This is a genomic window from Methanomicrobium sp. (assembly GCF_055145805.1).
The window spans coordinates 1-14438 of the sequence record NZ_JBSREC010000113.1; the positions used below are offsets into that span (position 1 = coordinate 1).

Annotated in this window: 14 protein-coding genes; 12 read left to right on the forward strand and 2 right to left on the reverse strand. The window is 41.4% G+C overall.

Annotated features, from left to right (window positions below):
* The coding region (locus ACTB1O_RS10375) for a PD-(D/E)XK nuclease family protein (protein WP_462995063.1) at positions 1–480 on the forward strand (480 nt) is incomplete at its 5' end.
* Positions 481–1320, forward strand: coding sequence for a DNA-3-methyladenine glycosylase family protein (locus ACTB1O_RS10380; protein WP_462995064.1), 840 nt, complete (start codon positions 481–483; stop codon positions 1318–1320).
* Positions 1321–1342: 22 nt separating this feature from the next.
* Here ACTB1O_RS10380 and ACTB1O_RS10385 read toward each other — a convergent pair whose 3' ends face one another.
* Positions 1343–1927, reverse strand: coding sequence for a protein-S-isoprenylcysteine O-methyltransferase (locus tag ACTB1O_RS10385; protein WP_462995065.1), 585 nt, complete (start codon positions 1925–1927; stop codon positions 1343–1345).
* A 134-nt stretch (positions 1928–2061) separates the two neighbouring features.
* Here ACTB1O_RS10385 and ACTB1O_RS10390 point away from each other — a divergent pair, with 134 nt between their 5' ends.
* From ACTB1O_RS10390 to ACTB1O_RS10400, 3 genes are all read left to right on the forward strand, one after another.
* Positions 2062–2604 carry a hypothetical protein gene (locus ACTB1O_RS10390; protein WP_462995066.1) on the forward strand — a complete coding sequence of 181 codons (543 nt, stop codon included), beginning with the start codon at positions 2062–2064 and terminating at the stop codon, positions 2602–2604.
* Positions 2605–2635: 31 nt separating this feature from the next.
* On the forward strand, positions 2636–2911 hold the full coding sequence (locus tag ACTB1O_RS10395) for a DUF4332 domain-containing protein (RefSeq protein ID WP_462995067.1): 276 nt from the start codon (positions 2636–2638) through the stop codon (positions 2909–2911).
* A 124-nt stretch (positions 2912–3035) separates the two neighbouring features.
* Positions 3036–3470: a nucleoside deaminase gene (locus ACTB1O_RS10400; RefSeq protein WP_462995068.1), complete on the forward strand. Its 435-nt coding sequence runs from the start codon at positions 3036–3038 to the stop codon at positions 3468–3470.
* A 126-nt stretch (positions 3471–3596) separates the two neighbouring features.
* Here the strand turns inward: ACTB1O_RS10400 and ACTB1O_RS10405 are convergent, their stop codons facing one another.
* The gene (locus tag ACTB1O_RS10405; RefSeq protein WP_462995069.1) at positions 3597–3776 is read right to left on the reverse strand and encodes a hypothetical protein; all 180 of its coding nucleotides are present in this window, start codon (positions 3774–3776) and stop codon (positions 3597–3599) included.
* A gap of 71 nt (positions 3777–3847) precedes the next feature.
* Here ACTB1O_RS10405 and ACTB1O_RS10410 point away from each other — a divergent pair, with 71 nt between their 5' ends.
* From ACTB1O_RS10410 to ACTB1O_RS10440, 7 genes are all read left to right on the forward strand, one after another.
* Positions 3848–4336: a DUF6653 family protein gene (locus ACTB1O_RS10410; RefSeq protein WP_462995070.1), complete on the forward strand. Its 489-nt coding sequence runs from the start codon at positions 3848–3850 to the stop codon at positions 4334–4336.
* Between the two features lie 121 nt (positions 4337–4457).
* Complete coding sequence (locus ACTB1O_RS10415) at positions 4458–4697, forward strand: hypothetical protein (protein ID WP_462995071.1); 240 nt, start codon at positions 4458–4460, stop codon at positions 4695–4697.
* A 137-nt stretch (positions 4698–4834) separates the two neighbouring features.
* The gene (locus ACTB1O_RS10420; RefSeq protein ID WP_462995072.1) at positions 4835–5515 is read left to right on the forward strand and encodes an NAD(P)/FAD-dependent oxidoreductase; all 681 of its coding nucleotides are present in this window, start codon (positions 4835–4837) and stop codon (positions 5513–5515) included.
* A 234-nt stretch (positions 5516–5749) separates the two neighbouring features.
* Positions 5750–7672: a sensor histidine kinase gene (locus tag ACTB1O_RS10425; protein ID WP_462995073.1), complete on the forward strand. Its 1923-nt coding sequence runs from the start codon at positions 5750–5752 to the stop codon at positions 7670–7672.
* Between the two features lie 122 nt (positions 7673–7794).
* Positions 7795–9252 (forward strand): class I SAM-dependent DNA methyltransferase, encoded by a 1458-nt coding sequence (locus ACTB1O_RS10430; protein ID WP_462995074.1) that lies wholly within the window; start codon positions 7795–7797, stop codon positions 9250–9252.
* Positions 9249–10457: a restriction endonuclease subunit S gene (locus ACTB1O_RS10435; protein WP_462995075.1), complete on the forward strand. Its 1209-nt coding sequence runs from the start codon at positions 9249–9251 to the stop codon at positions 10455–10457. Before ACTB1O_RS10430 ends, ACTB1O_RS10435 begins: the two co-directional genes overlap by 4 nt.
* A 663-nt stretch (positions 10458–11120) precedes the next feature.
* Positions 11121–14300, forward strand: coding sequence for a DEAD/DEAH box helicase family protein (locus tag ACTB1O_RS10440; protein WP_462995076.1), 3180 nt, complete (start codon positions 11121–11123; stop codon positions 14298–14300).
* Positions 14301–14438: the final 138 nt, after the last annotated feature.

The following is a 14438-nucleotide window of genomic DNA, read 5'->3' on the forward strand; positions in this document are numbered from 1 at the left end:
GGAGGGATTTTGCAGAGTGTGGATAAGGGCAGAATTATGCATGAGATATTTGCCGGTGAGGATGCCGCATCTGTTCTGGAAAAGTATGACCTTAAAGGTAAGATAAACCCTGAAGATTATACCAGAATTTACAGGAAATTTATAAAATCCGACTTTATGAATGATGTTACAGAAACACATTGTGAACTTGCATTTAAAACCACAATCGGCGGATACAGGTTTTCCGGCTCTATCGACAGGCTTGTTAAAAAGAGGGACGGCTGGTATATAATTGATTATAAGACCGGAGATAAAAAAGAGGAAGAGTCCTATTCTGTTCAGATGGCGGTCTACAAAAAAGCGGCCGCTGATATACTTGGCACTGACGTCAGAACATACATCTACCACACACAGACCGGAGAATTTACAGAGATCTTTGATCTTACAGATACACAATCCTTAATTGTGAAAACCTGCGAGAGTATATCAGGTGCTTTTTAGATGGGAAGGGTATTTTTTACTGAAGAGGATAATCCGTTTTCACTCTCCAAAACCCTTTCCTGCGGGCAGGTTTTCAGGTGGCGGGAATCTGACGGATGGTGGAGTGGCGTTGCATACGATAAGCTGATTAAAATAAAACAGAACGGAAATGAACTAAGATATTCAGGCTGCGATGAGGCATTTTTAATTCATTACTTCCACCTTGACGCCGATCTGAACAAAATCCTTGACTCAGTAAACAAAGATGAGCACATAAATGCCGCAATAGAAGAACACCGGGGCCTTCGGATAATCAGACAGGACCCCTGGGAGTGTCTTTTGACATATATCTGCGCCCAAAACGCCAATATTCCATTTATCGAAAAGATGCTTTTTAATATGTCTGATATGTGCGGAGATGTTATTAAAACCGAATTCGGGACCGCACATGCCTACCCGACACCACAAAGACTTTCATCGCTTTGCGAATCCGACATTACGGGGTGTTCAACAGGATACCGCTCCCCATATATTCACGGGACAGCGTATGAGATTGTATCAGATCCCAATTGGGCGGAATTTATCAGAAACCCTGACTATGAGGTGGCAAGAAAAGAGATTATGAAATATAAGGGAATCGGCAAAAAGGTGGCAGACTGCATTCTTTTATTCGGATTTCAGAAGTATGAGTCATTTCCGGTTGACAGATGGGTTGAAAGAATCATGTATAAATTCTACGGAGTCGGAAACCCGGAGAGGGCACTTACAGCCGGAGAATACGAAAAAATAAGAAAATTCGGACAGGAGTATTTTGGGGAATATGCAGGATACGCACAGGAGTATCTGTTTGCAGGCCGCTGAAAAATACTTCTTATTAAAATATTCAGAATATGCAGGGAATGATTATTTTTGTCTTTTCTCTGTAATCAGAATAACTTTCCCCAAATTCTTCTTTAAGCATCGTCTCTTCCCGTGGGATTTTGTATATGCATATTATTACAAATGAGATTATTCCAAACAGCCCTACAAACCAGTTTGAGGTCAGAAGAAGCTGGCCTGCCATCATCATAAAAAATGCGGTGTACATCGGATGTCTGACATACCTGTAAGGGCCTGTTGTAACAAGTCTGTGGCCTTTCCAGATCTCAAGTTTCATTGACCAGTCGCCTTTCAGTTCTTTTAAAACAAAATACATAAGCAAAAATGAGGCTGCGTAAACAAACACCCCAAAAACCCGGATGGTGTCTGAAAAATGCATCATAAAGCCGTCAAAATAAGTGGATAAGCAATATATAACCGGAATTATCACCATACCCAAAGTATTGAATCCCAGAAGAAAGATATCGGTTTTTGTACTTTTATTTATTTTTCTTTCACGTTTTTGAAATCTTTTGACATCCCCTGCACGAATGACTAAAAATACAATAATCATAATGATAAGAGCAGTTTTGTAAATTATTTCATCCATATATATCTGATTAATATTAATTATACGGGGTTTTAATTTTTGTCTGTCCACAGCCTGAATTTTCAGGACATTTATTCACACTTTCGGACTGCACACCTTTTTTTTATATACCTTTAATTTAAGACTAAACCGATATGGGAAATGATAAAGAATCTTCTTACCCCGGGGGAATTTATGAAGAAGGTATCTCAGAGTTTGACAAAAAAGGCGTAATTATTGCAAATATCATGATTATTCTCTGGCTTATTGTCGGGATTTTTGCTGTATGGATTTTTTATCCGCCGGCAGGGATTGTTTACGGGCTTTTCATAGCAGTTATGTTTATGTTTGTCATGCGAAAGGCACTCTGCACGAAATGCTATTACTACGGTAAAAGGTGTTCCATGGGATGGGGGCTTTATACTGCAAAGCTTTTCAAAAAAGGGGATGTTAACACATTCAAAGGATGTGCCGGCTCAAAATTTGCACCGTTTTTGTGGATGACTGTATCATTTCTACCCGTTGTGCTTCTGGTTATCTCAACATACTTTTCATTTTCGATTTTTAAGGCTGTATTCATTGTGATTCTGATACTGTTAATCATAATAATTGCAGGCACAAAAAACAGGGAAAAAGCCTGCCAGGTCTGCAAAATGAGATATCTCTGCGCCGGCAGTGCGGCAAAAGATAAGGATTAAGGATTGAAAAAAGAGGGCCAGACTTTTTACCATGAGGGAAAATAAAAGGGCAGCAGAAAAAGATCTGATGAAAATTCCCGGTGTCGGGAAAAGAACAGCCGGGGATCTGATAAATCTCGGATATGATTCGGTTGAGTCTCTTGCAGGACAGAATCCGGAGCAGATGTACCAAAAGCTCTGCATCATGCAGGGCGGATGCTCCGACAGATGCAACCTGTATGTGTACAGATGTGCCGTTTATTTTGCCGAAAACCGGGATAAAAATCCCGACCCCGACCTTCTTTTATGGTGGAACCGGAAGGACTGAATTTTTAATTATTATCATATCTTTTCAATATTTTAGAGATTTTCATTTTATACTGTCTTTTTTCATCACCTTTCGGTTATATATACAGGAGCCTGTGATAAGGGTATAAACGAAGGTTTTGCTGATGGATGAATTCATGAAAGCCGCAATTGATGAGGCAAAGAAGGGACTTTCTGAGGGAGGGATACCTGTCGGTGCTGTGCTTGTTCAGGACGGACGAATTATCTCTAAAGGACACAACAGAAGAGTCCAGAACGATGATCCCTTAATGCATGCCGAGATCGACTGCATAAGAAATGCCGGAAGAATCGGGAGATATTCAGCATGCACTCTTTATTCAACGCTGATGCCATGCTATCTCTGTGCAGGCGCCATAGTTCAGTTCAATATCCCGAAGGTTGTCGTGGGAGAGTCTGATAATTTTACCGGTGCAAAGGAGTTTCTGGAGAAAATGGGGGTTGAGATTGTAGACCTTGATCTTTCGGAATGTAAGGAGATGATGGCTGATTACATTGATAAAAATCCTGAGCTGTGGAATGAGGATATCGGGGTTTTGTAAGTCCCGGGAATATTATAAAATATTTTCATATTAAAAAATAGTTTTTTAAAAAAAGTGAATTCCGGTTTTCCGGATAGCTGATGCTCAACACTTATCAGGACTTTATCTGCCTGAATTTTCCTGCAATTATGAGTCCATTTTTTTATTCATCAGCGTTGAAAAGACAACAATCAATAGCATCACAATAACAAATATTGAGATGTATAATCCCGTTTCTGTAACACCCATTTCAATATTTAAGATACTTGCAATGATTGCAACAATACTTGCGACTAAGACAACCATCTGCCTTTTACCGTATGTCATAAAAAATAACAGTACGTAGTTTTTATTTATGCATATCGGCAAATATGATATAAAAGAGTAATTTGATTCAAGTGACAATTGAAAAGAAAATTGCATCCTTTTTTAATATGGATGATGAGACCTGGGAGAGGCACACAAACCCGTGGAGTGTGTGGACAAGAAACACAGTCCTTGCCATTCTGATTTTAGCATTCTGGAGCCGTGTCTTGCTGGGACTGTGGTCACTTGTTCCGGTTGCCTTTGCACTAATATGGATGTGGATTAACCCGAGGCTTTTTAGAAAGCCAGAATCCACAGACAACTGGGCATCAAAAGCGGTTCTTGGCGAAAGATTATGGCTGAACAGAAAAATAGTTCCCGTCCCGAAGCATCACCTTCTCGCACCGAACATTCTCTCGGCTGTCTCAGGAACAGGGCTTTTGTTTGTTATTTACGGCGTTTATTTTCTGGAAATCTGGCCGACCCTCTTTGGGGCAGCCTTAATATATATGGGCAAACTGTGGTTTTTGGACAGAATGGTCTGGCTGTATGAGGATATGAAGGACACGATACCCGAATAGACAGCTGTTTGTATGATTCAGATATAAATCCATTTTATACCAAAAAAAATATTAATCGTATTTTCTAAATAGAGCCGGGTTTTGCCTTTGGATCAACCAGCGCCTTATATGCAATGCCCCTATGATAGTGATAATCGCGACGATTACTCCGACAACAATCATCATCAGAGGTATCCCCTCATCCGGAGACGTAACTGGCGCAGGTGGTGCTACGGTCGGCGTCGCGGTTGTTGTAATTGCATTGGGTGATGAGAAAACAGGTGACCCGAACGGCGGGATAAATGTGACATGGCCGCAGTACACAAGTGAGAATGGTAAGTATCTCGACATTAATGAGACAATGACGATTAAGAGCGATTAATAAACCCCACTTTTTTTATTATCCTATAAAAAAACATTTTTGGAATCCACAGAAATTCTACTTTTTCCCAGATATCCGCATGATTAATATATCCGCAGGTAAATAGAGAGCTAAAAACCAGAGGGGGAAGAAATTAGATGACAGAGAAGATAAAGGGAGCAATCGTTCAGAGGGACAGGGAGACTTACGCAATAGTCCCCAGAAGTCCGGCGGGGATAGTAAAACCTGAGAACCTTGAAAACATCATAAAAACGGTTCGAAAATACAAAATACCGATTATCAAAATGACTTCAGGGCAGAGAATGGCCCTTGTAGGTATAAAGGAAGAGGATATCGACAAAGTCAAAATGGACCTTGGTATGCCCATAGGAGAAGCAACCGCACCCTGTCTTCATTATGTCCAGACATGCCCGGGGACTGCAGTGTGCAAATTCGGAAACCAGGACTCACTCTCACTCGGGCTTGAGATGGAAGAGCTTTACAAAGCGATGGATCTTCATGCAAAGGTAAAAATGGGTGTATCAGGATGTCCAAGATGCTGCGGTGAGAGTTATATGAGAGATATAGGCGTATTTGGCACGGCAAAGGGCTGGACTGTGACATTCGGAGGAAATTCCGGGGGAAGACCGAGAATAGGTGATAAAATCGCAAAGGATCTTACAAAAGATGAGGTTTTAGACCTTACCAGAAGGCTTCTTGAATACTACTGGATCAACGGAAAATCCGGTGAGAGGACTGCACGTTTCATGGAGAGAATCGGATTTGAGAGGCTTGATTCAGAGCTTCTGACAACAATTCCGTATATACCGATGAAGTAAAGTGCATTTTAAAAAATTGCCATAACAGACTGCTTGCTGTAAGTTCAGATTTGAACAGATGAATATGTAAGAAGCCTGCTTATGGCATTTTTTCCCCGGCTACGTCAGGAATCAGCAGGAGATACATCACTATTTTAAGGATTATCTGACGAATAAGGAATTAGTTCTTTTAAACAACCATGAGGTTTTAATACAATACAGGTTTTAATTATCAATAAAAAGGGATCAGGGCAGATGAACCGGCATAACCAGAAGAATGATACAGAAATTCCCATGGAGGTCTCACAGCATTGTGATATCCGGATGGAGGCCATAACAAGGGTACTGCCAATCCCACAATTTGCAATAGACAATAATCACAGAGTTATTTACTGGAACGAGGCTCTTGAAAAATACTCAGGAATAAAAGCCAAAGAGATTATGGGGACAACCAGACACTGGGAGGCTTTTTATTCCAATGAAAGACCCTGCATGGCAGATTTGCTGATCAACAGGAAGGAGGACAGGATTCCTGAATTCTATAAAGATAAATATAAAAAGTCCTCATTTATTGAAGGCGCCTATGAACTAACCGACTTCTTTGAAAAAATGGGAGAGTCCGGCGCCTGGCTTCATGTTACAGTTGCTGCAATAAAAGATGAAGAGGGAAAGATCATTGGTTCTGTAGAAACGCTTGAAGACATATCTGATCTTATAAATGCAGAAAAATCCCTAAGTGAGAGTGGATCCTATATCAGGACAGTACTTGACAATCTTCCAATCGGTGTCTCGGTAAACTCGCTTAACCCGGAAGTATTATTTGAATATTTCAATGAGAACTTTCTGAAATACTACCGGACAACTGCAGAGGCTCTTTTGAAACCGGATTCATTCTGGGATGTGGTATTTGAAGACCCCTTTTTTAGAGAGGAGATTAAAAAAAGGGTTCTTGAGGATACTGCCATCGGCGAACCTGAAAAAATGTTCTGGGAAGAGATTCCGATCACCCGTTTTGGCGAGGAGACGACATATGTCAGCGCCAGAAATATCCCTGTCCCCGGAAAAAAAATGTTAATATCAACAGTATGGGATGTTACTGAAAGGAAAAGGGCTGAAGATGAGCTGAGAAAAAGCCAGATAATGCTTGCGGAGGCTATGGATCTTGCATCTCTTGTGAACTGGGAATTTAATGTGTCAACGGGCATCTTTACGTTTAATGACAGGTTCTACGCCTTTCATGGCACTACTGAGAAGCGCGAAGGCGGTTACCTGATGTCGGCAGAGGAATATGCCCGGAGATTTGTTTACCCGGATGATCAGCATATTGTTGCTGAACAAGTAAAAAAAGCCATAGAGACCACAGATCCGGGATATATAGCTCAGGTGGAGCACAGGATTGTCCGCAGGGACGGTGAAATCCGGTATATTGTCGTGCGTTTCGGAATCATAAAGGACAAAAACGGGGTTACAATCAGAACCCATGGTGCAAACCAGGACATAACAGAACGCGTAAAAACGCAGGAAGCCCTCTCTGTCGCAAACAAAAAACTCAACATGCTTTCCTCCATAACAAGGCATGATATCCTGAATCTGATTATGGTAGTCCGGGGCTATCTAGAATTATCAGAAGATATTGATGACGAAACCATTCTTAAGGATTATATATTAAAAGAGAAAGAAGCGGTTGATGCTATCGAGCATCAGATCGAGTTCACCCGTTATTACCAGGACATCGGAGTAACAGAGCCAAAATGGCACAATCCAGGTGAAATTATAACTGGGGTTTCCAGGTCTCTGGATCTGAAAGATATTAAACTGGAAAATTTCTTAAACAACTTAGAAATCTTCGCTGATCCCTTAATCGAGAAGGTATTTTATAATCTGATAGAAAACACAATCCGCCACGGAGGAGATGTATCAACCATATCCCTGTCATACACAGAGACTGATGAAGGACTCATAATCACCTACCGCGATGACGGTGTGGGAATAGCAAAAGCCCAAAGGAAGATGCTTTTCAAAAAAGGCGAAGGCATACATACCGGCCTTGGTCTGTTCCTTTCACGCGAAATCCTCTCTATTACAAATATCACAATTGAGGAGAACGGCAAAGAAGGAGAGGGTGTAAGATTTGAGATTACAGTCCCGAAAGGCAATTACCGGTTTAATGAGGATTAGGGCTGAATATTTATTTTGATTCACAGGAATTCCGGGTGAGTTTATTTGGAATTTCTATTTTTTTTCCATATCTCAGATATGACTCGTCATTGTTATCAGTCTGACGGCATAATAATCATATAATGATCACCGGCGAACTGAGGAATAAGGTAGATAATCTGTGGAATATGTTCTGGACCGGAGGTATTACAAATCCTCTGGACGTTATTGAGCAGATAACCTATCTGATGTTTATCCGCGATCTTGATGAGACTGACAGGATACGGGAAAAGGAATCTTTGATGCTTGATGCTCCGTTTGAGAGCCTGTTTCCAAAGGATAAGGATTTTCTTCGCTGGTCTGTGTTTCGGGACTTATCTGCTCCGAAGATGTATGATGTGGTTCTATCAGAGGTTTTTCCGTTCATAAAAAACCTTCATGCCGACAAGAACAGTGCATATGCGAAGTACATGGGAGATGCGATATTCAAGATCCCGACTCCTCTTCTTCTTGAAAAGATTGTAACAGCGCTTGATGAGATGGATATCTCAAAGCGTGATGTAAGGGGCGATCTGTATGAATATCTGCTCTCAAAGATTTCAACGGCGGGGACAAACGGTCAGTTCAGAACGCCGCGTCACATCATAAGAATGATGGTTGAGCTTTTATCGCCGGGACCCGAGGATATCATATGTGATCCGGCGTGCGGTACATCCGGATTTCTGGTTTGCGCCGGGGAATACATCCTTGAGAATCACCGCGATGAGATATGGTACAATCCGAAGATTAAGGATCACTATCATAACAGGATGTTTTACGGGTTCGATATGGACAGGACGATGCTTCGTATCGGTGCAATGAACCTGATGATGCACGGAATTACAAACCCAAATATAGAATACCGCGACAGTTTATCGGAGCAGAATCCTGATGCAGACAAATACTCAGTAATTCTCACAAATCCGCCTTTTAAGGGCTCTTTAGACTACGATATCGTATCAGCAGATCTCCTGAAAGTTGCGAAGACCAAAAAGACCGAGCTTTTATTCCTCTCTTTGTTTGTCAGAATGCTGAAAGCCGGAGGACGCTGCGGTGTTATCGTTCCCGACGGAGTTTTATTCGGCTCATCAAATGCACATAAGGCAGTTCGCAGGATGCTCATTGAGGAGCAGCGGCTTGAGGCTGTAATCTCGATGCCGTCCGGAGTCTTCAAACCCTATGCCGGGGTTTCGACTGCGGTTTTAATCTTTACAAAGACGAATGCGGGCGGAACAGACAAAGTCTGGTTCTATGACATGCAGGCCGAAGGGTTTTCACTGGACGACAAGCGTGCAAAGATAGCAGAAAACGACATTCCGGACATCATTAAACGCTTCCACTCACAGGAAGAAGAGCAAAGCCGCGAGAGAACTGAGAAGAGTTTTCTTGTGCCAAAGGATGAGATTGCAGAAAACGGCTATGATCTTTCCATAAACAAATACAAAAAAATCATCTACGAGAAGACAGAATACCCGAAACCAAAGGAGATTATTGCCGAGATCCGCTCTCTCGAAAATGAGATCACAAAGGGAATTGACGAGCTCGAGGGGATGCTTGAGTGAGTAAGTATGAGATGGTGAGACTTGGGGATGTTTATACTATTACATCTAGTAAACGAGTCTTTCAATCTGAATGGAAATCAAAAGGCGTTCCTTTTTACCGTGCCCGTGAAATTGCAAAATTAGCTATTAATGGTTATGTTGATAACGAGTTATTCATTTCAGAAGAAATGTATGACAAATATAACGCAAAATATGGAATGCCTCAACCAAACGATTTGATGGTAACAGGAGTTGGAACACTTGGCGTTTGTTACGTTGTCAAAGAAAAAGATAAATTCTATTTTAAAGATGGAAACATTATTTGGCTCAAACCAAAAGGAAAAATTTGTTCACAATATGTAAAATGGGCATTTAAGTCACATTCGATTAAAGAACAAATACACAGAAATTCAAGTGGGACTACGGTTGGGACATACACAATCACAAACGCAAATAAAACTTATATCCCTCTCCCCCCCCTCAATGAGCAGCGCCGGATTGCCGAATCACTTGACCTTGCCTCGTCACTGATTGAGAAGAGGAAGAAGCAGATTGAACTTCTTGATTTGCTTGCGAAGAGTCTTTTTATTGAGATGTTTGGTGATCCGGTTGAGAATCCGATGGGGTGGGAGGTTGTGCAATACAGTAGTATTCTCATTGAAAAAGCACAGAATGGTTTTTTTGCAAAAAATAATGAATATACCTCAAATGGTAATGCAAAAGTAATATGGATTAGTGATTTTATAGACAGATTAAGTTGTGATCTAAGTAAATTAAAAAAAGTTCAAGCAACTAAAAAAGATATTCAAAAATATCAAGTATCATACGGGGATTTACTATTTTGCAGATCATCTCTTGTAAAAGCAGGTATTGGAAAAAGCAGTCATGTTCCAAAAAACATTAAAGAAAACACGATATTTGAGTGTCACATAATCAAAACAAAAGTGAATTTAGAAAAAGTAAATCCAATATTCCTACAAGTGCAAACAACCACAGATTTCTTTAGAGAACAAATATTTACTAATTCAAAAACATCTACAATGACAACTATAAGTCAGGAAGGAATTACAAAGAATATGATTATCCTGCCGCCAATTGGCCTCCAAAATTATTTTGCGGACATTATGTCATTTGTTGAAACCCAAAAATCCATCCTGCAATCCGGTCTGGAAAAGCTGGAGATGAATTATAACGCCCTGATGCAGAAATATTTTGAGGATGTGTGAATCTCAAAAAGGTGACCGCAGGTCGCCCGGGGTTTCGAAAGGGGTGTTAACCCCTTCGTTCGGCAACCCGCAGTTCGCATCGCTTCGTAAACTCAGCGAACACGCCCTGTCCTCAGGGCTTGCGCAGTATGATATGCCGGCCTGAATGCTACCCTTCCGGGTAGCATCAGCCGGTGATTATCCAAAATTCTTTTATTACTTAGTTTATATTCAGCAATCGAAGCAGAGAGGGAGGCTCGTCCCTCCCTCCTGCGGCCTGTCGCTTTTCAGGGGGAGGGTTTCAAGGGAGGGGGACTCTCCCCCTCCCTATATCAGAATCGGGTCATAATCCAGTCATAGGATACAGAAAATATCATGAGCAATTAAAAATTTAAAACACAAATTGGTTGAATAAATCAAAATAGAATTCCTTAACCACTCAATTTGGATTGAAACTTTGGAATTATAATCGGGTCATTAATCAGGTCATAATCCGGTCAAAACGGGTCACAGAATTATGAAATTTCATTAACCTGTCAACCACACTAACTAAACCCGTCGAATTCGACGGGTTTAATGGATCAAATTAACTAAAAACCCGCTGCCAAAATCAAAATATCCAAACCCATATTTTAAATTCCTGTAAAATCAGAATATAAATTATATTTATATACCTGCGCTAAAATGACTGCAAACTTCTCGTATCTTCAATCAACCGGTGGTCCCCAGGCAGTAACAGATGCAGCCGCTGCCGCCGAAAATTCATTCAGTGCAGGGCCTGCAATCTGCACAATGGCCTCCCGCCGTGCCCTTGAAATCGCGGTTAAGCACGTATTTAAGACTGAAACCGGACTCTGGTGTGACTCGGACAATCTGAGTGATTATATATTCAACCCGGATTTTCGCTACCTTACCGGAAGTGCACTTTTTACAAAACTAAACTTCATCAGAAAGGCAGGAAACAACGCTGCACACACGAGTGAAGCGATAACAGACGCACAGGCGATAACCGCCCTCTCAAACCTTCATGATTTTCTGGTGTTTCTCGCCGAAAGGGGTGGATATAAAACGCAGGTGCCGAAATTCTCACCGGCATTAATCCCCGGAAACAAGAGCCCGGAAAAATACACGGAATACGAAACCCGCCGGGCATACATCGACACAATGCTGCTTGACGCAGGATGGGAGCCAAATAAAAACTGGATAAACGAGTATGAAATAACAGAGATGCCAAACAAAAGCAACATCGGATTTGCCGATTATGTTCTGTTTGACACCGACGGAAAGCCTCTCGCCGTAATCGAGGCCAAAAAGACAACAACTGATATCGGAGCGGGAAGACATCAGGCAGTTCTCTACGCCGATAATCTGGAAAAACGCTTCGGGCAGAGGCCTGTAATATTCCTCTCAAACGGATATGAGACAAAGATATGGGACGATCGCCACTATCCCGAACGCCCTGTATCAGGCATTTATTCACTCCGTGATCTGCAAAAGGAGTTTAACAAAAACAGAATAAAATACCCTCTCACAAACATCGTACCTGACCCGAAGATTACCGACCGCTACTATCAGATACAGGCGGTAAAATCCGTCTGTGAAACAATCGATGACAAAAACCGGAGAAAAGCCCTTCTTGTAATGGCAACCGGCAGCGGGAAGACAAGAACAGTAATCTCAATCGTTGACGTCCTCACAAAAAACAACTGGGCAAAAAACGTCCTCTTCCTGGCAGACAGAACTGCTCTTATCAGGCAGGCGAAAAGAAGCTTCAGCGCAAATCTTCCCGACATCTCACTCTGCAACCTAACCGAGGATAAAAGTCAGGCGAATTCAAGAATCGTATTCTCAACATACCAGACTATCGCAAACCAGATTGACGAGGCAAAAAACGAAGAGGGAAAACGGCTCTTCACCCCCGGACACTTCGACTTAATCATAATAGACGAGGCCCACCGGAGTATCTACAACAAATATAAAGACATCTTCACATACTTCGACGCTATCCTAATCGGCATGACCGCAACCCCGAAAGACGAGATAGACAGAAACACTTACCAGCTCTTCAGCCTCCCATCCGGAGACCCGACATTCGGCTACGAACTAAGTCAGGCGGTATCAGACGGCTACCTTGTAAACTACCAGACAGTCATTACAAACCTCAAATACTTACAGGAAGGTATCACCTACGCAGACTTATCAGAAGAGGAAAAGGAGCAGTACGAAGATACATTCACAGACACCGACGGAAATCTCCCCGAAACAATTGAGAGCAGTGCAATAAACAAATGGGTATTCAACAAAGATACAATCCGAAAGGCGCTAAACATCCTGATGACAGAAGGTCTGAAAATAGAATCAGACAGCAAAATAGGAAAGACAATAATATTTGCAAAAAGCCACGCCCACGCTGAAAAAATACTCGAAGTATGGGGTGAGCAGTACCCTAATTACCCCTCCCACTATTGCAGAATAATTGACAACTACACAAACTATGCACTGGACTTAATCGACGACTTTTCAGAACCGGAAAAATTCCCGCAGATAGCAGTCTCGGTTGACATGCTTGACACCGGAATCAACGTCCCCGAAATTTTAAATCTCGTATTCTTCAAAAAAGTATTAAGCAAAGGGAAATTCTGGCAGATGATAGGACGAGGAACACGCACCTGCAAAGAATTAATAGACGGAAAAGACAAGACCTGCTTTTCCATATTCGACTTCTGTTCAAACTTTGAATTCTTCAGTATAAACTCAAACGGAGTCACCGGAAACTTCTCTCTTCCCATTCAGTCAAGACTCTTTGCAGTAAGGCTCGATATCATAAGAGCACTTCAGAATATCGACTATCAGACTGAAGAATTAACAGAGTTCAGACAAAGGCTGATAGCAGAGCTTACAGAAAAAGTAAACCGGCTAAATCGTGAGAACTTCGCCGTAAAACAGCATCTTGCATCGGTTGACAAATTCAGAACAAAAGATGCCTTCAATTCCTTAACAGAACTTGACATCTTTGAGATAAATGAGCATATTGTCCCTCTCATAACCCCGGAAGAGGACGAGATAACCGCAGTCACATTCGATGAACTGATGTATCACATCGAACTTGCAAACCTCATAAAAAAGCCGTGGAAAAAGGCAAAACAGGAACTCAGAAAAAAAGCAGACCGGCTTTCAGACTTTGCAACAATCCCGGAGATAAAAGAAAAAAGTCCTTTAATCAGAAAAATCAGGGACGGTTCATACCTTGACCATGCAGGAATAAACGAGTTTGAACATATAAGAGAAGAACTCCGGGATCTGATGAAATACCTGAAAGGGGATAAAAAATTAGTTTACACAATTGATCTCGATGACGAGATTCTTCTCCATAGTAAAAACGCCCCATATAATGCAGGCAGCGAACTTGGAAACTACCGGCAGAGAGTGGAAAAATACTTAGTAGAGCATCAGGAAAAACCTGCAATCCAGAAGCTTAAAACCAACTGTGCTGTAACAAAAAATGACCTTGATGAGCTCGCAAAAATTCTCTGGGAAGAACTGGGATCAAAAGATGAATACAAAAATGAGGCAGGCGATCTTGCTCTCGGAGAGTTCATCAGAAGCATAGCCGGGATAGAAAAAGACGCAGTAAACAGAGAATTTTCAGAATACATTGCAGGTGCAAAACTTGATCTCCGGCAGATAGATTTCGTCAAAAAAATAATCGACTACATTGCCATAAACGGAATCATGAAGAACACAGGAATTTTAATGGAATCACCCTTCACCGATGCCGGAAGTATCTCTGAAATATTTGATATGAATGATATTCTGGCAATCAGGAAGATAATCGACGGAATAAACAGAAACGCTGTTGCATAAATTCAGTTTTTATTATCTATCAATATCTATCAGTTTGTTACATTCTGATAGATAATGTAAAAAAGACGAGATGTGACAGATCTCTTAAATACTAATTTAGTAGATTTTATTATTTGATTAGTGATTAGAAAAATCCAG

What these genes read in the sequence shown, in the direction of transcription:
- ACTB1O_RS10440 (WP_462995076.1), top strand. Translation starts at nt 11,121, where the DNA reads ATGACTGCAAACTTCTCGTATCTTCAATCAACCGGTGGTCCCCAGGCA.
- ACTB1O_RS10420 (WP_462995072.1), top strand. Translation starts at nt 4,835, where the DNA reads ATGACAGAGAAGATAAAGGGAGCAATCGTTCAGAGGGACAGGGAGACT.
- ACTB1O_RS10385 (WP_462995065.1), bottom strand. Translation starts at nt 1,927, where the DNA reads ATGGATGAAATAATTTACAAAACTGCTCTTATCATTATGATTATTGTA.
- ACTB1O_RS10405 (WP_462995069.1), bottom strand. Translation starts at nt 3,776, where the DNA reads ATGACATACGGTAAAAGGCAGATGGTTGTCTTAGTCGCAAGTATTGTT.
- ACTB1O_RS10400 (WP_462995068.1), top strand. Translation starts at nt 3,036, where the DNA reads ATGGATGAATTCATGAAAGCCGCAATTGATGAGGCAAAGAAGGGACTT.
- ACTB1O_RS10380 (WP_462995064.1), top strand. Translation starts at nt 481, where the DNA reads ATGGGAAGGGTATTTTTTACTGAAGAGGATAATCCGTTTTCACTCTCC.
- ACTB1O_RS10425 (WP_462995073.1), top strand. Translation starts at nt 5,750, where the DNA reads ATGAACCGGCATAACCAGAAGAATGATACAGAAATTCCCATGGAGGTC.
- ACTB1O_RS10430 (WP_462995074.1), top strand. Translation starts at nt 7,795, where the DNA reads ATGATCACCGGCGAACTGAGGAATAAGGTAGATAATCTGTGGAATATG.
- ACTB1O_RS10415 (WP_462995071.1), top strand. Translation starts at nt 4,458, where the DNA reads ATGATAGTGATAATCGCGACGATTACTCCGACAACAATCATCATCAGA.
- ACTB1O_RS10395 (WP_462995067.1), top strand. Translation starts at nt 2,636, where the DNA reads ATGAGGGAAAATAAAAGGGCAGCAGAAAAAGATCTGATGAAAATTCCC.
- ACTB1O_RS10390 (WP_462995066.1), top strand. Translation starts at nt 2,062, where the DNA reads ATGGGAAATGATAAAGAATCTTCTTACCCCGGGGGAATTTATGAAGAA.